Annotated in this window: 20 protein-coding genes, 1 tRNA gene and 1 other RNA gene; 8 read left to right on the top strand and 14 right to left on the bottom strand. The window is 62.7% G+C overall.

Annotation, left to right across the window (positions count from 1 at the left end):
• Positions 1-29: 29 nt before the first annotated feature.
• The 3 genes from H2510_RS05035 to H2510_RS05025 are packed head-to-tail and all read right to left on the bottom strand — an operon-like array spanning position 30 to position 2,238.
• Positions 30-779, bottom strand: a complete 750-nt coding sequence (locus tag H2510_RS05035) for a queuosine precursor transporter (protein WP_397517326.1) — start codon at positions 777-779, stop codon at positions 30-32.
• A 49-nt stretch (positions 780-828) separates the two neighbouring features.
• Positions 829-1,716, bottom strand: a complete 888-nt coding sequence (gene gluQRS / locus H2510_RS05030; protein ID WP_186627268.1) for a tRNA glutamyl-Q(34) synthetase GluQRS — start codon at positions 1,714-1,716, stop codon at positions 829-831.
• A 57-nt stretch (positions 1,717-1,773) separates the two neighbouring features.
• Complete coding sequence (locus H2510_RS05025) at positions 1,774-2,238, bottom strand: SRPBCC family protein (RefSeq protein WP_084345706.1); 465 nt, start codon at positions 2,236-2,238, stop codon at positions 1,774-1,776.
• Positions 2,239-2,380: 142 nt separating this feature from the next.
• Between H2510_RS05025 and H2510_RS05020 the strand changes: the two genes are divergently transcribed.
• Entirely contained in the window at positions 2,381-3,805 is a 1,425-nt protein-coding gene (locus tag H2510_RS05020) for a radical SAM domain-containing protein (protein WP_186627267.1), read from the top strand.
• 3 nt (positions 3,806-3,808) lie between these two features.
• On the opposite strand, the gene H2510_RS05015 is transcribed toward H2510_RS05020, so the two are convergent.
• The 4 genes from H2510_RS05015 to H2510_RS05000 are packed head-to-tail and all read right to left on the bottom strand — an operon-like array spanning position 3,809 to position 7,693.
• Positions 3,809-4,837: an ABC transporter ATP-binding protein gene (locus tag H2510_RS05015; RefSeq protein WP_186627266.1), complete on the bottom strand. Its 1,029-nt coding sequence runs from the start codon at positions 4,835-4,837 to the stop codon at positions 3,809-3,811.
• A complete protein-coding gene (locus H2510_RS05010) occupies positions 4,834-5,604 on the bottom strand; it encodes an ABC transporter permease (RefSeq protein WP_261392748.1) in 771 nt (256 codons plus the stop codon). The genes H2510_RS05015 and H2510_RS05010 overlap by 4 nt, the downstream gene beginning before the upstream one ends.
• On the bottom strand, positions 5,601-6,434 hold the full coding sequence (locus H2510_RS05005; protein WP_186627264.1) for an ABC transporter permease subunit: 834 nt from the start codon (positions 6,432-6,434) through the stop codon (positions 5,601-5,603). The genes H2510_RS05010 and H2510_RS05005 overlap by 4 nt, the downstream gene beginning before the upstream one ends.
• The gene (locus tag H2510_RS05000) at positions 6,431-7,693 is read right to left on the bottom strand and encodes an ABC transporter substrate-binding protein (RefSeq protein ID WP_261392747.1); all 1,263 of its coding nucleotides are present in this window, start codon (positions 7,691-7,693) and stop codon (positions 6,431-6,433) included. The genes H2510_RS05005 and H2510_RS05000 overlap by 4 nt, the downstream gene beginning before the upstream one ends.
• A gap of 154 nt (positions 7,694-7,847) precedes the next feature.
• Between H2510_RS05000 and H2510_RS04995 the strand changes: the two genes are divergently transcribed.
• Together H2510_RS04995 and H2510_RS04990 are read left to right on the top strand one after the other, a co-directional pair.
• The gene (locus H2510_RS04995) at positions 7,848-8,555 is read left to right on the top strand and encodes a TVP38/TMEM64 family protein (RefSeq protein WP_315901249.1); all 708 of its coding nucleotides are present in this window, start codon (positions 7,848-7,850) and stop codon (positions 8,553-8,555) included.
• Complete coding sequence (locus H2510_RS04990; RefSeq protein ID WP_186627263.1) at positions 8,552-9,175, top strand: CDP-alcohol phosphatidyltransferase family protein; 624 nt, start codon at positions 8,552-8,554, stop codon at positions 9,173-9,175. Before H2510_RS04995 ends, H2510_RS04990 begins: the two co-directional genes overlap by 4 nt.
• Here H2510_RS04990 and H2510_RS04985 read toward each other — a convergent pair.
• From H2510_RS04985 to H2510_RS04975, 3 genes are read right to left on the bottom strand one after another with little or no spacing between them, the layout of a single operon-like run.
• A complete protein-coding gene (locus H2510_RS04985) occupies positions 9,147-10,595 on the bottom strand; it encodes an NAD(P)/FAD-dependent oxidoreductase (RefSeq protein WP_186627262.1) in 1,449 nt (482 codons plus the stop codon). The genes H2510_RS04990 and H2510_RS04985 overlap by 29 nt on opposite strands.
• A complete protein-coding gene (locus tag H2510_RS04980; protein WP_186627261.1) occupies positions 10,592-10,870 on the bottom strand; it encodes a zf-HC2 domain-containing protein in 279 nt (92 codons plus the stop codon). The genes H2510_RS04985 and H2510_RS04980 overlap by 4 nt, the downstream gene beginning before the upstream one ends.
• A complete protein-coding gene (locus H2510_RS04975) occupies positions 10,867-11,433 on the bottom strand; it encodes a sigma-70 family RNA polymerase sigma factor (RefSeq protein ID WP_315901248.1) in 567 nt (188 codons plus the stop codon). The genes H2510_RS04980 and H2510_RS04975 overlap by 4 nt, the downstream gene beginning before the upstream one ends.
• Before the next feature lie 83 nt (positions 11,434-11,516).
• Here H2510_RS04975 and H2510_RS04970 point away from each other — a divergent pair, with 83 nt between their 5' ends.
• Entirely contained in the window at positions 11,517-12,149 is a 633-nt protein-coding gene (locus H2510_RS04970) for a class I SAM-dependent methyltransferase (protein ID WP_186627260.1), read from the top strand.
• Positions 12,150-12,174: 25 nt separating this feature from the next.
• Here H2510_RS04970 and H2510_RS04965 read toward each other — a convergent pair whose 3' ends face one another.
• Positions 12,175-12,897 (bottom strand): hypothetical protein, encoded by a 723-nt coding sequence (locus H2510_RS04965; RefSeq protein WP_186627259.1) that lies wholly within the window; start codon positions 12,895-12,897, stop codon positions 12,175-12,177.
• An 82-nt stretch (positions 12,898-12,979) separates the two neighbouring features.
• Positions 12,980-13,888, bottom strand: coding sequence for a LysR family transcriptional regulator (locus H2510_RS04960; RefSeq protein ID WP_397517319.1), 909 nt, complete (start codon positions 13,886-13,888; stop codon positions 12,980-12,982).
• A 141-nt stretch (positions 13,889-14,029) separates the two neighbouring features.
• Between H2510_RS04960 and H2510_RS04955 the strand changes: the two genes are divergently transcribed.
• Together H2510_RS04955 and H2510_RS04950 are read left to right on the top strand one after the other, a co-directional pair.
• Positions 14,030-15,424, top strand: coding sequence for an MFS transporter (locus H2510_RS04955; RefSeq protein WP_186627257.1), 1,395 nt, complete (start codon positions 14,030-14,032; stop codon positions 15,422-15,424).
• On the top strand, positions 15,421-16,167 hold the full coding sequence (locus H2510_RS04950; protein WP_186627256.1) for a 3-hydroxybutyrate dehydrogenase: 747 nt from the start codon (positions 15,421-15,423) through the stop codon (positions 16,165-16,167). The genes H2510_RS04955 and H2510_RS04950 overlap by 4 nt, the downstream gene beginning before the upstream one ends.
• Before the next feature lie 127 nt (positions 16,168-16,294).
• Here the strand turns inward: H2510_RS04950 and H2510_RS04945 are convergent, their stop codons facing one another.
• Together H2510_RS04945 and H2510_RS04940 are read right to left on the bottom strand one after the other, a co-directional pair.
• On the bottom strand, positions 16,295-16,852 hold the full coding sequence (locus H2510_RS04945; protein ID WP_186627255.1) for a TIGR03086 family metal-binding protein: 558 nt from the start codon (positions 16,850-16,852) through the stop codon (positions 16,295-16,297).
• 125 nt (positions 16,853-16,977) lie between these two features.
• A tRNA-Ser gene (locus H2510_RS04940) sits at positions 16,978-17,065 on the bottom strand.
• A gap of 95 nt (positions 17,066-17,160) precedes the next feature.
• Between H2510_RS04940 and ffs the strand changes: the two genes are divergently transcribed.
• An RNA gene (ffs, locus tag H2510_RS04935) (signal recognition particle sRNA small type) lies at positions 17,161-17,255 on the top strand.
• A gap of 50 nt (positions 17,256-17,305) precedes the next feature.
• Entirely contained in the window at positions 17,306-18,592 is a 1,287-nt protein-coding gene (locus H2510_RS04930) for an aminotransferase class I/II-fold pyridoxal phosphate-dependent enzyme (protein WP_186627254.1), read from the top strand.
• Positions 18,593-18,614: the final 22 nt, after the last annotated feature.

The following is an 18,614-nucleotide window of genomic DNA, read 5'->3' as shown; positions in this document are numbered from 1 at the left end:
CTACCGTCGTGCGGTACCCGGATATCGGCTCAGGGGTTGAGCGATTCCTGGTAGCTGGGCTCGCGTTTCTTGATGTACGCGATGACCCGGTAGGTGATCGGCATGACGATGATCTCGGCAATCGTCTTCCACAGGAATCCGACGATGACATAGTTGATGAAGTCCGCCCAGGTGCTGATCCCGATGACCCCGGCCGCGATAGAGCAGAAGATGAGGGTGTCGAAGAATTCACCGACGATGGTCGAACCGATGAGGCGCGCCCAGAGGTGCTTCTCTTTGGTGCGCTCCTTGATGGCCACGAGCACGAGTGAATTGAGCATCTGGCCTACGAAATAGCCGGCCAGCCCGGCAACGACCAACCGCGGAACCACACCGACGACGGTTTCCAACGATTCCTGATTTTCGTAGAAGCTGGCGGCAGGAAGTTCGATGGTGAGCCAGAAACAGACTGCGGCCAGAACTATCGACCCGAAGCCGAGATAGATTGCACGTCTCGTCGCCTTGAACCCGTACACCTCGCTGAGCACGTCGCCGAGGATGTAAGCCAAGGGGAACAGGAAGAAAGCCCCGTCGGTATTGATCGGGAGAATCTGGAAGGGGCCGAGGAAGACGTCGCTGTCACCGAAGAATGCGACGCCCTTGCTGGCGGACACATTCGAGATGATCAGGGTCGCCACGAACAAGGCCACGATCGTTGGATAGTAACCACGGCTCACGTGCGCGAACTGCGCTACGGTATCGGGTTCGTCTGGGGTCTGCGGAGCTGTCACGTGCCTTATCCAAACACGCGTAATCCCCAGGTCCGAATCGCTGTCGAGGGAATATCCGTTATGTCTCGAATATCCACGGCGTGCGCGGGAGCGACTTCGGATTCCAACGCGCCAGCAGTTCGGTCATCGTCACCGGTTCGTTGGGGCCTGCCAACTCCAGCGATTGCGCCAGAACTGCCAGTACATCCTGTGGGCCGAGGCCGAGTGCAGCTTGATCCTCCAATGTCACCGCACCGTCGCGTTTGGCGAGCCTGCGCCCCTGAGCATTGAGTGCGAGCGGCACATGCACATAAGTGGGAGTAGGTAATTGGAGCAGTGAAGCAAGGTAGGCCTGGCGCGGCGAGGACGTCAACAAGTCATCACCACGTACAACCTGGTCGATGCCCTGCTCGCCATCGTCGACGACGACAGCAAGGTTGTACGCCGCAACTCCGTCCGCTCGGCGGAGCACGAAATCGTCGACGAGCCCGCGAAATCGGCCGAGTAACGCGTCGTCGACAGAGAAGTTGGTCACCTCGGAGCGCAATCTCAGCGCGGGAGTGCGCGAGATCGACGCTTTCTCGGTCGAGGTGAGGTTTCGGCACGTCCCCGGGTATGCGCCGTCCGGGGCGTGGGGTGCCGATGCCGCCTCGAGGATCTCTCTGCGGGTGCAGAAGCACTCGTAGGTCCGCCCCGACTCCTGCAGCCGAGTGATCGCGTCCTCATACAACGCGGTGCGTTGAGACTGGCGGACGACAGTGCCGTCCCAGTCCAGGCCTATCGCGTGCAGATCGGCGAGTTGGCGCTCCTCGGCGCCGGAGCGGACGCGATCGAGATCCTCCATCCGCATCAGAAACTTCCGACCGGTCGATCGAGCGAACAACCAGGCCAGAAGTGCAGTGCGCAGATTTCCCAGGTGTAGATCTCCCGACGGACTGGGAGCGAAACGTCCTGCACCCGTGCTCATGAGACCACTCTAGTTTCGGTGCATCGATCGACGAAGCTCGGTCGCGTCGGGGATCGATCAGGAAGTAGCTTCGGCTGCCAATCGACCCAGGGTGTCCGACAGCTGCTCCTTTGTGACGAGCGGGAACTTGACCTGCTCGAGCAGCTTCTTGTCGGTCACCTTCGACCAGTCGTAGGTGTGGCGCACCAAGGTCTCGTTCGGCCCCTGCGATTCCAGTTCCCACAGCCACTCCCATCCGGGAGGCTCGGTGCCCGCGGGCGCGGTCTTCCAGGCCAGCAACTTGTCTTTCGCGTATCCCGAAACATGATTGTCGGTTTGGTAATCGCCGCCCATGTGATCGCCCGCCATGTTCATCGTGAACACCTCGCCGACCTTCTGGATCCGGTCGGCATGGTCCACGCCGCGAATGAAACCGGAGCCGTCGAGCGCTTGATGTCGCTCGGGATTGGACAGGACATCGAATACCGCGTCGACGGGAGCCTCGATGGTGCGTTCGACTGTGATCTTTGCGTTGTCGGTCATACCTCCACCATGCCTAAGGTCTTTTCGCTCGGCAACCCTGACTGCCCCCTGGATGTCGACGTGACCGTTTCGGGTACGCGCACACTGGAACGATGAACAGTGCGCAGCGGGTTACCTGACCGTGAAGACATCGAGGCCGACTATGTGGAAAAAAGCGCGGGCCTACGCGCGTCGGATCGAGCTTCGCTACCGGCCGGTCGACCCGAGAACCCGTTCTGCATTGGACGCGAGATGGGCGGCCCTTCCCGAGACGGCACGAACACCGGCACAGACGCTCGGTCGGCATGCCGTCGGATGCGAGGGCACTCACGGAGTGTTTCCGAAGTGCAATCTCACATGTAGCCCGTGCTACCACAGCGCCGATGCGAACAAAGTCCGCGTCGACGGCGAGCACACCCTCCGTGAGATAGGGGCGCAACTGAAATTCCTGGCATCGCGCCGAGGCCCGCGGGCACACGCACAGTTGATCGGCGGGGAGGTCAGCTTGCTGGCTCCCGATGACCATGCTGCAGCGTTGCAGATCATGCGGGACTACGGGCGCGAGCCGATGTCGTTCACACACGGTGACTTCGACTACGAGTATCTGCGGGCGGTCGTCTTGGATCCCGACGGTAACGCCAGGTTCGGGCGAGTTTCCTTCGCTGCACATTTCGACAAGCTGATGCGTGGACGAAGCGGAATCCCTCGCCCACGAACGGAAGCCGAGCTCACGCCCTATCGTCGCCGATTCGCGGAGATGTTCACTCGGTTGAAAAGCGAACACGGCATTGCGTCTTACCTCGCGCACAACATGACCGTCACCCCCGACAACATCGACGAGGTTGCAGCTGTCGTGGGCGAAGTGGTGGACATGGGCGGTTATTCGATGGTCTCTTTTCAGCCTGCGGCGTTCGTCGGCGACGAGCGACGGTGGCACGGTGACTACCGCGAGATCGACATCGACACGGTCTGGGAGCAGATCGAACTCGGCATGGGGCAACCTATTTCGTACTCGGCGATCCAGTTCGGTGATCCGCGTTGTAACCGAACAGCTTTGGGGTTCATGGTCGGGCGTCGGTGGCATCCGTTTCTCGAGGTGACGTCGAAGGTCGAGGAGCGTGCCCGCGAAGAATTCTTCACCCATCTGGGGGGTGTGAACTTCGGCGGCTCGGGTTCGCTGGCCTTGGTTCTAAAATTGCTCCGGGTGCTGGTGGGTCATCCGCACGGTGTTGTCGTGGCGGTGAAGTGGGCTGCGAGCGTACTGCGGCGATGCGGCGGCCGAACGGTGGTTGTGGCTTTGCTCCGCAAGGAAGTACGCCCGATGACGTTCGTCGTGCATCGCTTCATGGATGCCGAGAATGTGTCTCCTGCATGGACGTTGATGCAGTCTGGGGTGGCAGCCACCGATCCCGTGATTCTCGAAACGCAGGAGCGGCTGGCAGCGTGCACCTATTCGATGGCACATCCCGAGACCGGTGAACTGGTGCCGGCGTGTGTTCAACATTCGGTGCTCGATCCGGGTGAGAATCAGGAACTACGCCGACTGCTTCCCGTGACGGTGGCACATTCGCCCGGATGCTGTGGCTGAGGATCAGCGAAAAACCACGGCTCTCGCCTCGGGAGGAATCTCCAATGAAATCTCCTCGCCTACTCGCGTCTCCGCCCCGGCGGGTAGCTCGACCTTGACGCTGCCCCCGCCGATTCTCACGTCGGCGATGTTCCGGAAGCCGGTTGGACGCAGTGCCGCCACAACACCGCGAACCTCGGAAGTATCCACCACACGGATCATTTCGTGACGCAGTAAAAGCACCGCAGACCCGTCACCGGGGGCGACATCGACCTCGAAATCCCCGATCACTGAATGGTGAACTCCGCTTTCCAGGTGCCCGTCGATCTCGTTGATCCCGCCCATGAGCCGGTTGACGGCCAGCGTGCTGGGTCGGGTGTAGGCGGATGCGACATCGGAATGGTGTTGTAATTCGCCGTCGATGAGTACGGCTACCGAATCGGCCAGTGCGGCGGCTTCCTGCTGATCGTGAGTGACCAGTACGAGCGTTTGGTCGAGTTCGGTGCGAATCTCCCGAACGAGGTCGTGCATCTCCGTGCGCAGTAGGGGATCGAGCGCACTGAAAGGCTCGTCGAGTAGCAGCACCCGCGGTGAACCGGCGAGGGATCTGGCCAACGCCACTCGTTGTGCTTGACCACCCGAGATGTCGGATACCGATCGATCGCCGATGTCACCGAGATGGACCAACTCAAGGTACCTGTGTGCCTGTTCGCGGGCATGGCTCCGCTTGTGGCCTGCGGCGCGGTAGGCGAAGCCGATGTTGTCGACGACGGACATGTGTGGAAAGAGCATCGGGCGCTGGAATACCATCCCGACGCCTCTTTCCTCTGCTGGGACTCCGGTGACGTCGACGCCATCGATGCGGATGGTTCCCGTCGTCGGTGCATCGAGGCCGGCAATCAACCGAAGTACGGTGCTCTTGCCAGAACCGGACGGGCCGAGTATCACCGTGCACGTACCTGGTCGAACAGTCAGATTCAACGAAGTCAATGCTGAACTCGTCTGGCCTGAATGAACTTTGGTGAGTCCGTGAACAGATAGTTCGACGCTCATCGGGCCGTCCCTCTTCCGAGACGCGAGAGCAGCGTAATCAGTACGAGAGGGGGCACTATGGCTGCGATCGACAATGCGGCTACGACGGCGTCGTTTCCGGTCCCTGCAGCGAACGAGGCTACCAATATCGGTACCGTCACCAGCCTGCCACCGCCGACCAACAATGTGATCACGTAGTCGCTCCATCCCACGAGAAAAGCGAGCAAAGCGGATCCGGACAGCGCCGGTGCCAGCAACGGAATTCTGATCTGCCACAGGATCATCGACTTCGAAGCACCCAGCATTCGCGCTTCCTCCTCGTACCGTGAGTCGTATGCACCGAAGGCCACCCGCATCAGATATGTGGTGTACGGAATCGCGGCCACGGAGAGCAGTACGATCACCGCGAGCGTGCTCGGAATTCGTGCACGCAGAATCACTACATTCAAACCTAGCGCTACCGCGAAGGGTGGCAGTGCCAGCGGAGCGAACAGTATTGCCGCGACGACGCCAGGGAAATGCACATCGCCACGCGCGAGGGCCCGGGCCGCACATGCTCCCAACGGCGTTGCGATCGCGGCGACAGTCAGGGCGAGACCCGTAGATCTCATGAAGGCTTCTGTTCCGCCGGCCGCGACGGCGCTACGAACTCCGTCCACTCCCCATTCCTGCGGCAGTACATCGGGAAACGACCACTGATTGCTCACCGCCCACAGAGCTATCGGGATGAGGGGCAGCACGAACCACACCACCAGAAGTAACCGCCCCGCGGGCCGCGTCGCCGTCATTTCCATACCGCCGATCTGCGGAGATAGTTGAGCGCGACCGCGGCCACGACAATCGCCAGTGCGGCGGCAACTATCGCAGCGGCCGCAGCTTGGGGACGGGCAGCGAGGTCGATCGAGGTGAACAATCGAATTGCCATGACGGACAATGGTTCCGGATAGGGCCGACCGAGAATCCGGGCCACTTCGTAGGACCCGACGGTGTAGGTGAAGGTTATCGCAGCCGACGCTGCCAGGGCCGGCCGCAGCAGCGGCAGCGTGACCAAGCGGAAGCGTGCCCACCGTCCCGCACCGAGAGTGGCCGCTGTCTCGTCGAATCCTGCCACCCGAGTTGCCAGGGTGCCGGCCACGACGATGGCGACGAATGCCGATTCCTTCCACGCGTATTCGAGTGCGACGGCAATCCACCAGCGTCCACCGACAAGCTCCGGCCATCCGCCGTCGGTGAGCCCGAAGATGCGCGGGAGTAATCCTGAGTCGGCGAGCAGCAAACCCATGGCGGCCGCACCGATCAGATGGGGTACGGCCAACGTCAGCGCCGCGGCGACCAACGCCGTTCGACGGCCGGACAGCACCGTCAGTGCCGCTGCGAGACCGATGACGACAGCCAGGAGAGTCGAGACCGTCGCGACGGCAAGAGTGAGCGCGAGAGAACTCCAGAGATCTCCACCGAGGGCAGAATAGGCATCGAGGGTGAGTGCGGGCCGTCCCACCAGAGGCATCAGACCGAGACTCTGCAGCAGGGCAGCTCCGAGGCCACCGCCGACCACCAGTAAAACCGGAATCACCGCTGGAAGCACCCAGAGGGTGCTGCGTACCTTTCGCTGGCTCACTGCCCCGCGAGAACGGATCGCCGCCACCCCTCGTCCAGCGGCGTGACCCACTCCGCGGCCAGTTCGGGATGAGCGTTGGCCGAGAGTTCCTCGTATGGCGGGAGGACAGGGGAGGCTGGGAGCGCCTCGAACTGCGCCCTGACTTCCGGTGTCAGGCGAGAAGTGTCCAGCACTGTGAACTGGCCCCATACATCTGGTTCGGATTTGGCGAGCTGCTGCTCCGGTGACAGTGCGATGTTGGCGACGACCTGCGCTGCCGCGGACTGCCCCGACGTCGACGGGATCGCCAGGAAGCTCGCGTTGCCGACGGTGCCCTCATCGAGAGCCAGGACGCGCGTCTCGGGGGGATAGGTGCCGTCGGCGACAAGTTGTGGCAGCGTCGCGGGCCCATAGGTCATGGTCATGTCCACCTGCCCGCCGGCGTACAGGTCGTCGAGTTCGCTCGATGACTGCGGATACGTGGTGCCCCCGCGCCAGAGCGACGGTGCAAGGGCGTTCAGCCGATCGAACACGGCCGGCGCGAGAGAATCGTAGGTGTCCTGATCGAACTGGGCGGGCACCTTCTCGACGCCACCGGACTGGTTCACCAGTGCCTCGCGGACGAATACCGAACCGGTGAAATCCGGGGGCGCAGGATAGGTGAAGCGGCCGGGGTTGGCCTCGGCCCAGTCGAATACTTCGTCCAAAGTGCGGGGCGGGTCCGCTATTGCCGCCGAGTTGTAGACGAGCGTGAACTGCGCCTTGTGCCAGGGTGCTTCGCAGTTGTTCACCGGCGTACCGAAATCGCTGCTCAGCAGCGGGTCCTCGGGGTCCGTGTACTCCATGTTCGGTAGATTCTGTGTCCAATTGCAGAGCCACGCGCCTGCCTGCTGACCGGTCCCGAAATTTGCACCGTTGACCCACACCAGGTCGACCTCTCCATCGGTGACACCTGCTTGCCGCTCGGAGAGAATCCGGTTGACGGCGTCGGTGGTGGATTCGACGGGCACACGACGCAGCGTGACCCCTGCGGCTGCGGCGGCGGGGGTGAGGACGTTGTCGACGTACGTATTGCCCTGTTCGTCACCGCCGTACATCCACAGTGAGACTGTTTTCCCCTGCGCTTGCTGTTCGATCTCGCTCCAGGACAGTTCCTCGGCGACCGGCGCGTCGGACGACGGGGCTGCGCACGAGGACAGGACCAACCCCACGCTCGCGGCAACCACCAGGGCCGCGAACGCGTACTTTCTCGGTCGACGGGTATGAGATCGAGAAAACAACGTGGGCCTCCTGGTCCGAGGATGCAGACAGAGTCGACGCTGCCTGTTCCACGGTAATCGGTCGAATCCGGTGATAGGGGAACACACTGGGGTAGTCGAGGACTTCCCGTCGTAGAAGAACTGTTTTGTGTGTCGAGCACGAGAGGTAGCAATTGTGAATCAGGACCCCCGACCGGCACGTAGCCGCTCCACCGCGATCAAGCTGGCAGCTGCTGCCGCCGTGATCACGGTGGTCGTCATCGTGGCCGCGACTGTGGACCTTCCGGACCCGGAGTCGATCCGAACCCTGGTCGCGGACGCAGGTGCGTGGGGGATCGTTGCGTTCGTAATTCTGTATGTCGTGCTGTCGGCGACGCCGTTCCCAGCGAGCGCCCTCACCATCGCTTCCGGATTGCTGTTCGGGTTGGCGGTCGGTGCAACGGTGGTGGTCGTGGCTGCAACGGGAGGCGCCTATGTGGGTTATTGGGCGGCGCGTGCGCTCGGCCGTGGATCGGTTGCACGCTCGGAGTGGGGCAAGCTCCGCAGGCTGGACGCCATGCTCGGGCGACGCGGTTTGATGTCGGTGTTCATCGTCCGCTTGATCCCAGTGTTCCCATTTTCGGTCGTCAACTACGCGGCGGGTATCAGCGCCGTGGGCCAGCGTGATTACCTGCTCGGCACGGCGGTCGGCATCATCCCGGCCACTGTCGGTTTTACCGCCCTCGGCGCGTACGGAACCTCTCCGCTGTCCTGGCCGTTCGCCGCTGCGCTGGTGGCCGTCCTCGTGATCGGCGTCGGGTCGTCGTTGGCTGCCAAACGTCTCGCCCTGAAGAGTGATCCGGAACCCAACGGCCCACATCTCGACGGCATCGCGGCCCCATGATCGATAGCTATCTGCGTCGCAAGCTCGAGGGGCCGCTGGATCGGTGTGCACGAATCCTCGACATCAGCCAGGTCACTCCGGACCGAATCACCGCGGTCGGTCTGCTGCTGGGATTGGGCAGCGCAGTGGCCGCTGGGCTGCAGTTCTGGCTACTCGCGTTGGCACTGTGGATCCTCTCGCGCCTTGCCGATGGACTCGACGGACCACTGGCCCGTAGACGACTCCGCGGTGGCGGACCAACCTCCGGTGCGGGCGGGTTCTTCGATATCACAGCGGATTTCACCGTCTACGGGACCACGGTCGTGGGCGTCGCGGTCGGTGCGTCGGCCGGTTACGACGCCCCGTGGTGGCCGTTTCTATTGGTGTTGCTGGCGTACTACATCAACGGCACGGCCTTTCTCGCGTTCTCCTCCATCGCTGAAAAAACGGGCAGAACACTCGACGACGGCCGCTCGCTGTCATTTCTGGGCGGGTTGGCCGAAGGAGCGGAAACGATTGCCGTGCACAGTCTCTGGTTGTTGTTTCCCGCAGTGTCGTGGCAGATCGCAACGGTATGGGCGGCGGTGGTGGCGGTCAGTTCGGGTCAACGCATCATTGCCGGCTACCGCGCTCTCTCCTGACGATCCACCTACCTCGGGCCTTCGCGAGGGTGTTCAGTGCGCGAGATGCAACTGGAGTGCTCAACTGCGAACGGACGTCGCCGACCGCAGCGTTCCACGGCCCGTCGTTGTACGTCGGATACGGGTGGGTGGCACCGGCGAGATCGCGAGTGCGCAGGCCCTGCCTGACGGCGAGAATCAGTTCGCCGATGGTTTCGCCCGCCCGTGGCCCCACCACGCTGGCACCGACGATGCGGCGCTTGCCGTCGAGCACCAGCGTCGTGAAGCCGGTGGTTTTGCCCTCGGTGACCGCGCGGTCGACGTCTTCGTGCCCGAGTGTCTGCAATCGCAACCCGGGGATACGCTTCGCTGTGCGCACATCGATTCCAGCAGAGGCGATTTCGGGATCGGTGAAGGTGACGCGCGGAGTGCCGGTCTTGTCGATCTTTCGGAGCACACCGAGTACGGCGTTGCTCGCCGCGAGGCTGCCGTGCATCCCTGCCACATGAGTGAACTGTGGGTGACCGGTCAGATCTCCGGCGGCCCAGATGCGGGGATTAGTGGTGCGGAGATGATCGTCGACCACGACGTAACCGTGCTCTTTCAATGACACCCCGGCGGCGTCCAGGCCCAACCCCGTGGTCCGAGGAGTACGTCCGGTGGCGACGAGGACTTCGTCGAACGTACACGTGAGACCGGAATCGGTGATGGCCTTCCCGTCGTCGATTCGGGTGACCGTCGTAGAGGTCAGAATGTGCACTCCCTCATCGGTGAGCGCTGCGGACAGTACTGCCGATGCCGAGGCGTCCTCCCTCGGAAGAATGGTCTCGGCCCGACCGACGAGGGTGACAGCCGAGCCGAGACGGGCAAAGGCCTGAGCCATTTCGCAGCCGACGGTGCCGGCCCCGATGATGAGTAGTCGTTCCGGCAGAGATGTCAGGGACCACAGTGTCTCGCTGGTGAGGTAGGCCGTCGAGTGCAATCCTGAGATCGGCGGTATCGATGGACTGGCACCGGTGGTGATGATGGCTTGACCGAAACGCAAGGACCCCGATCCGACGGCCACGGTGCCGGGTCCGGTGAACACGGCATCACCGGCGACGACGGTGACCCCCGCTTCGGTGAGCGCTTCCGGAGAATCGATCGGGGCGATCTCAGCGATGGCGCGGGAAACGTGCGCCATGACACGGGGAAAGTCCACGCGCGGCTCGCCGGCGTCGATCCCGAAGCTGCGCGCGTCCCGGATCGTGGCAGCTGTCGACGCCGCCGCGAGTAACGCCTTGGACGGCACGCACCCGGTCCACAGGCAATCACCGCCGGGCCGCTCCCGCTCGATCAGTACGACGCGCACGCCGAAGCCAGCAGCAGTCTTGGCTGCGACGATGCCTGCTGTTCCGCCGCCCACTACGACGACGTCGGCTTCGGTCGGCATCGAACTCATGTCATGTCACCTCGGGTAAGTCGATCCACGAATTTTCGAGCATGCTCGACGCTCTTCTCATCGGGGACCGTCCGTACCGTCCACCTGGACAACGCCGTATCGATCTGACGGAACTCGCCCTCCGCGGCCCGGCATCTGGCGCACACAGCAAGGTGTGCCTCGATTCTGCGCACCTCGGCGGGATCGAGCCGGCCCGACGGGTCGGCGTCGAGATAACGCTGCAATCGTCGAGCCGACCAATGGCAGGTGAGCATCATCCGCGCGGTCTTCATCATGGCTTTCCCTTTCCGGTGGCAGAGGCGAATGTGGGACGCAGCCGGCGTCGAACCCGATCACGGGCCCGGCTCAATCGGGACATCACCGTTCCGACCGGGACGTCCAGAACGTTCGCGGCCTCGGCGTAAGTGAGTTGATCGACGTCGATCAGCAACAGAACCGTCCGGAATTTCGGGTCCAGCGACCCGACTGCCCGCTCGAGATCGTCGGACAAGATGGATGTCATGACTCTCTCCTCGGTTCCGAGTTCCTCGACGCCGAACGCGGGCCGGGTGGACAGGTAGTCGCCGAGCTCGGCGAATGTGTCCGGCCGCTGCCGTCGGTGCATGTTCATGTTGGTGTTGCGCAGAATGGTCAGCAACCAGGCCCGAGGGTGGCGCCCGTCGAAGCTGTCGACGCTGCGCCACGCACGTATGAGCGTCTCCTGCACGAGGTCCTCGGCTTGCGAGGGCCCAGTCAAGGTGGCGGCAACGCGCAAGAGCACCTCGATCTCCGGTTCGACGTAGAGGCTAAAATTACGTGCCTGAGCGTCGTTGACGGCGTCGGATTCGATTTCGGGCACAGCTATGGAACCCTTCGAGTGTCCTGCGGTGTTCCCATAGCGACAGAGTGTGCCCTGCAGGCCTCGATGAAATGGACCGACCGATGAAGAAGCCGATGCCCTACACGATTTCGGCGCGCATGTACGACGTGATTTCTTTCGAGTGGCCGATCTATCGCGCTGGTCGTACGGCAGCGATCGATCTGATGGCTCTTCCAGCGGGCAGTCATGTCCTCGACGTCGCCTGCGGGACCGGCCTCAATTTTGCTTTGCTGCAGCGCCGGATCGGGCCTACAGGTTCGATCACCGGTGTCGATTCGAGCCCGCAGATGCTCGAGCAGGCCAGACGCCGCGCTACCTCCGCTGGGTGGGAGAACGTCACCCTGATGTCAGCGGACGCCACCGCACTCGATTCGGTGTACCTGGGAGATCACGTTCCCTTCGACGCGGCTATCAGTACCTACGCGTTGTCGCTGATGGCTCGGTGGGAGGTTGCACTCGACGCGATGATCTCCGCAACGCGGGCAGGGGGAGTCGTGGCCGTCGTAGACATGCAGAAACCCGTCGGACGCGCAGAATTATGGACACCGCTGGCGCGCCTGGCGTGCCGACTGGGTGGATCCGACATCGACGCTCACCCGTGGACTGCAATGCCTGCTCGACTCGACACGGTGCAGTCAGCATCGGTGCGCGGCGGTCACATCCAGGTTCGCGTCGGGTCGGTCCCCTCTGTGTGACCGCCGGTTGCACCGCCCGAGGTAGTCATTTCTTCTGACGTCGACTACCGGCGTGCCAGTCTTGCTGCGTGCCGACTTCGTCCTCCGCTACACCCAGAGCCTTCAGTTGTGGAAGCTCACGCATGCTGCGCTTCATTTCGGCGAATCCTGGGAAGCGTGCGAGTCCGATCACGTTGTCCCACAGAGGTACTGCATCTTCGTCACTGGGTAGTCTGCTGATCACCGGGCCGAAAAATGCAACTCCGTCCGGAGGCTCGAAGGCAATGATCGGTGTGCCGACGTCCTTGCCGGTCAGCGAGAGAGCGTGGTCGGTTTCGGCACGAATTTCCTCGTCGAACGAGGAATCATCCAGGGCGCTGGTGTGCCGAGTCGGCAAGCCCAGTTGTTCGAGGATCGGTGCCAGGAATGCCGCGGTGCCGCGATAGCCGTGGCTCGCAGCGTCGTCGGGCACCACATCGGTATCGAAAATTCGCGTACCGAGGGCGGCATACAGTGGCCCGATCGCAGCAGGCCCGTGCTCGCGCCGAATGTCTGCGGCGGCCCTCAGCAGTCGGAGACCTGCGGTGTGGCCGGCCTCGTACTCGGGTGGAAAGTGGGACGTGTAGTCGATGTGAGAATTGAGCAGGCGCAGGGAGATGAATCGCCAGTCGACCGTGTAATCACGCTGCGCCTGCACCTTACGAACCCATTTGCTGGTCATCCATGCGAAAGGGCACACCGGATCGAAATAGAAGTCGATATCGGACATCGAGGGACGCTCCTTGCCAGTCGGAATTTCCGTGTGCACGACGGTATACGCAGGGGCGCACTTCGTACCTCCGCACAGACGATCAATTCTCCCCCAACAATTCCGCTCGCTGCTCGATTACCACCGCGCGGATCGCGTCGACTACTGCAGATACCTCGGGCCGCCGCAGCGATTCTTGCCGGGTGACGAGCCAGTAGGACAGTCGTGTGGCGACGGTGTCGTCCAGAATTCTGACGAGGTCTCCGTGCCGATCTGCCATGAAGCACGGCAGCAGGCCGATGCCCGCCGATGCCCGGGTGGCTTCGACGTGCACGAAGACGTTGGTCGAGGAGACCGATTCACGCATGGTCGGGGTGAAGTTGGGGGCGAGATCGAGGTCGTCGACCTGGAGCATCGAGTCGATGAAATACACCAGCGGATGGTCGGCGAGGTCGTCGACGGTACCCGGTGTTCCGTGGTCCGCGAGGTAGTCCTTCGACGCGTAGAGACCGAGACGGTAGTCCCCGAGCCTGATGGCCTGCGCGCGATGCAACTGCGGTTCACCGACGACGATCTCGATATCCAAACCGGACCGCTGCTGGGATGCGCGACGAGTGACCGCGACAATTTCTACCGCCACTTTCGGGTGCTGGCGCTGCACGCGAGCGGCTGCTGGAGCTGCGATGTATGCGCTGAATCCGTCGGTCGCCGAGAGTCGGACGACGCCTTCGATTTGTCCAGGTTCATCCCCGCTTTCGAGTGATCTCATCGCCGCTTCGACAGTCTCGGCCGCGCGGAGGGCGCCGCGTCCCAGCTCGGTGAGTTCCCACCCGCCTCCTGCCCGGATGAGCACGCGGCCGCCGAGGCCGGCTTCGAGCATGGCGATTCTCCTCGAGATGGTGGTGTGGTTGACGCCCAGTTCGTTGGCTGCGGAGCTGAACCTCCCGCTGCGCTCCACAGCGAGTAGTACCAAGAGGTCGTCTGCGCTCGGACCGGGCTGATCGCGTGCCATATCTGCATTTTTGCAGACTGGGCCTGCAGTCTTGGCCATTGTCCGCATACCGATCTGCATCGATACTCAGGAGCAGCGGTTCACTGTGTACCCCGTCACACTTTTAGGCACGACGGCTTTCGACCACACAAGGAGATGAAAATGAGCGTTGACGATCGGACACAATCCGGCGGTCCAGACCCGGACGAAGCCCCGACCGGGCTCAAGAAGGTCGTCGCGGCGTCGATGGCAGGCACCATCGTCGAGTGGTACGAGTTCTTCCTCTACGGCACCGCAGCGACGCTGGTGTTCTCGAAGATCTTCTTCGCAGCCGGCACCAGCGAACTCGATGCCATTCTCGCTGCATTCGTCACCTACGCCGTCGGGTTCGTGGCTCGCCCGCTCGGCGGTATCGTCTTCGGTCACTACGGGGACAAGTACGGTCGAAAGAAGTTGCTGCAGTTCAGCCTGGTGCTCGTCGGCGGAGCAACGTTCCTCATGGGATGTCTCCCCACCTTCAACCAGATCGGCTACTGGGCTCCCGCACTTCTCGTGGCGCTTCGATTCATCCAGGGCTTCGCAGTCGGTGGCGAATGGGGTGGCGCGGTTCTGCTTGTGGCAGAACACAGTCCGAACAAGAGTCGCGGATTCTGGGCCAGCTGGCCACAGGCCGGGGTCCCCGCCGGAAACCTTCTCGCCACCGTCGTGCTTCTCGTTCTGACCACAACGCTGTCCGATGCAGCCTTCCTCAGCTGGGGCTGGCGTGTCGCGTTCTGGCTCTCCGCCGTCATCGTGTTCGTCGGCTACTACATTCGCACCAAGGTCACCGACGCCCCGATCTTCCTCGAGGCACAGAAGCAAGCCGAGGTCATCAAGGCCGCGTCGTACGGCGTCTTCGAGGTCGTGAAGCGTTACCCGCGTGGCGTTCTCACCGCAATGGGTCTTCGGTTCGGCGAAAACGTCATGTACTACCTCGTCGTCACATTCACCATCACCTACCTCAAAGTCGAGGTCGGCACCGACACCCAGACGATCCTGTGGTGGATGCTCGCAGCTCATGCCGTCCACTTCGCCGTCATTCCGCTGGTAGGACGTCTAGCCGACCGTATCGGTCGACGGCCGGTCTACCTGTTCGGTGCACTGACCGCCGGCACCTGGGGCTTCTTCGCATTCCCAATGTTCAACAGCGGGCACAACGCCGTCATCATGCTCGCCATCATCATCGGCCTGGTCTTCCACGCCTTCATGTACGCCACCCAGCCGGCGATCATGGCCGAAATGTTCCCGACGCGTATGCGGTACTCCGGCGTCTCCCTCGGCTATCAGGTGACCTCGATCGTCGCCGGCTCGCTCGCGCCGATCATCGCAGTGTTCTTGCTGAACAGGTACGGATCCTCGGTGCCGATTGCGTGGTACCTGGCCGGTGCGTGCACCATCACGTTGGTTGCAGTCATCGCTGCCCGTGAGACCAAGGGCCTTTCGCTGGAGTCGATCGATATCGCAGACGCCAAAAACCTTGCAACGGAGTCAGAACTGGCCAAGGCGGGACTGAAGTGACGGACCTGACCGGGAGGTCCGCACTCGTCACCGGTGGGGCAGGCGGCATCGGTGCAGCGTGTGCCCGGATGCTCGCCGATCGGGGCGCGAGAGTCACCATCGCCGACGTCGACGAAGTCGCGGCGAAGGAGCTGGCATCGGAACTGCACGGGGAGTCGTGGGCGGTGGACCTATCGGACGTTTCGGCTCTGGAGAACCTCACGCTCGACACCGACATCCTGATCAACAATGCCGGCATACAGACCGTCTCACCGATAGTCGATTTCGATCCAGCAGCATTTCGTCGGATCCAGACGCTGATGGTCGAAGCGCCCTTCCTTCTCGTCCGAGCTGCGTTGCCGTACATGTACTCTCGCGGTTTCGGCCGAATCGTGAACATATCCTCCGTGCACGGCCTACGCGCCTCGGCATTCAAAGTCGCCTATGTCACGGCCAAACACGGCCTCGAAGGACTCTCGAAAGTCACCGCGCTCGAAGGTGGCCCACACGGAGTGACGAGCAACTGTGTCAATCCGGGCTACGTCCGAACCCCATTGGTCGAGAAACAGGTCACCGATCAGGCTGCCGCGCATGGCATTCCGGAAGAAGAGGTGCTTCAACAGGTCATGCTGGCCGAGAGCGCGATCAAACGGCTCGTCGAACCGTCGGAAGTTGCCTCGTTGGTCGGATGGCTGACGTCCGCGGACGCGGGCATGGTCACCGGTGCGTCCTACGCCATGGATGGTGGGTGGTCGGCGAAGTAGGCGCCCCGCCGCCGGCTGGTGTTCACTACCACCGCCGGCTGGTGTTCACTACCACCGCCGGCTTGAATGGACCCCTCTAGCTATTTGATCGTATGAGTGGTTCATTCAAGCGATGGGTGAGGCGCCTTCAGACCTCCCGGCCCAACTGGGCGAGCACCTTTCTCTGGCGATCGGCCGACGCCGGCACCTCGACGGCCGGACCGCACACTCCCTCCATCCGAATGCTGTCGCCTATCTGCTCGATGAACGCTTCGACGAAGTCGAGGTCCTGGTCGGCGATCGTTGCGTCGACGCCCGCCGGGTGCGCAATGTCCCACGCGTGAACGATCAAGTCCAGGCTGTAGAACGACCCGATCGACGACGCTAGATCGGTTTTCCCGAAATGTCCGTCGTACTCGAGGTTCGCGCGGGCGGGGTCGTCGAGAATGTCCTGCATGCTGTCGCGGGTGTGGGCCCAGGCGGCGGCTGGATCGTCGTCCACCGATGGGCCGTCGGGAATGGAGAGGCCGACGGGTTCGAGTGCGCCCTTCTCGGTCTCGATGAGGTGTTTCACGACATCACGGATGCTCCAGCCCGCACAGGTAGAGGCGATGTTCCACTTATCGGGCGGCACTGCCTCGATCCGTTGGGTGAGTATGCCTGCGAGGCGGCGATAGCGGTCGGCGGTCGATTCCGGCGTCGTCATGTGGCCGATTCTCCCAACATTCGCCCTTGTCGGGGATCGAAATCGGATTGCGTAGGAGACGGGGCGCGCGGACCTGCACCGATATGAAGAAAGCCCCTGCAACCAACCGGTTGCAGGGGCTTCCCTGGCGGAGGATAGGGGATTTGAACCCCTGAGGGCGTTAACCCAACCCGCGTTCCAGGCGAGCGCCATAGGCCACTAGGCGAATCCTCCGTGTGGAAGCGTACCGGATAACCCCCTCCAGATCCCAAACGGGCTCCGGTGAGGGCCACCGAAACGACACGGCCGCCAGTGTGGTTACACTCTTCCTTGGATCCCGCGCGGCGCGCATCCTGTGAACTCCCCCAGGGCCGGAAGGCAGCAAGGGTCAATGGGCTCTGCCGGGTGCGCGGGGTCCCCTTTACTTTCAAGGGACCAGATTCCGAGCCCCGAACACCGAGAGGGAAGCTCCACATGCCAGCGCAAACCCAAATGGGGTTGATGAGCCATGAGGAGCTCGTCTCCGAGAACGAGCGTCAGTCTGCCAAGTACCAGCAGCTCGAGAACGAGAATCTCGCACTCGACCTCACCAGAGGGAAGCCGTCGCCCGAGCAGCTCGATCTTGCTGCCGGCCTGCTGACGCTTCCCGGTGAGGATTACCGCGACGGCAACGGAACCGACTGCCGCAACTACGGCGGCCTCGCAGGTCTTCCCGAGTTACGAGCAATCTTCGGTGAAATCCTCGGCATTCCGGTGAAGAATCTTCTGGCCGGCAACAATGCCAGCCTCGAAATCATGCACGACCTGGTTGTGTGGGCCCTGCTGCACGGTCTTCCCGATTCGCCGCGGCCTTGGTCGGCCGAGCCCAATATTCGCTTCTTGTGCCCGGCGCCCGGGTACGACCGGCACTTCGCAATCGCCGAGAGCTTCGGCATCGACATGATCGCAGTCCCGATGCTTCCCGATGGTCCCGACATCAACGAGATCACCCGTCTCGTCTCGTCGGATCCGCAGATCAAGGGCATGTGGGCGGTTCCGAATTACTCGAACCCCACAGGGGCCGTGTACTCCGAGGAAGTAGTGCGAGCGTTGGCATCGATGCCGACTGCCGCTCCGGACTTCCGCCTGTTCTGGGACAACGCTTACGCCGTACACCCGCTGGTGGAAGAGTTCGCCCCGTCCCACGACATTCTCGGGTGGGCGGCCGAAGCCGGATATCCGAATCGTCCGTTCGTGCTGGCGTCGACGTCGAAGATCACGTTCGCCGGTGCGGGCGTCAGTTTCTTCGGCAGCTCGGACGAGAATCTCGCGTGGTACCAAAAGCATTTGGGTAAGAAGAGCATCGGTCCGGACAAACTGAATCAGCTTCGGCACCTTCGGTTCTTCGGCGACGCCGACGGTGTCCGTGCCCACATGGCAAAGCACCGGGACATCCTTGCACCGAAGTTCGCGCTCGTCGGTCAGATCCTCGAAGACCGGCTCGGGGCGTCGAAGATCGCGTCGTGGACGGAGCCGAAGGGTGGATATTTCATCTCCCTCGACGTGCTCGAAGGTACCGCGGCCCGCTCGATCGCCTTGGCGAAGAACGCCGGTATCGCGTTGACGGGAGCGGGTTCGGCATTCCCGTACGGAAACGATCCCGAGGACCGAAACATCCGGCTCGCTCCGAGCTTCCCGTCCCTGGACGATCTGCAGAAGTCGATGGACGGGGTCGCGACGTGCGTTTTGCTCGCCGCGACCGAAAAGCTCCTCGACAGGTAAATGGAATACGCCCGAGAGGGCG

This window comes from Rhodococcus sp. BP22, from assembly GCF_014281965.1.
Lineage (GTDB): Bacteria > Actinomycetota > Actinomycetes > Mycobacteriales > Mycobacteriaceae > Rhodococcoides.
Note: the sequence above shows the minus strand (reverse complement) of the source record. Positions and strands in the feature narration are given on the sequence as shown.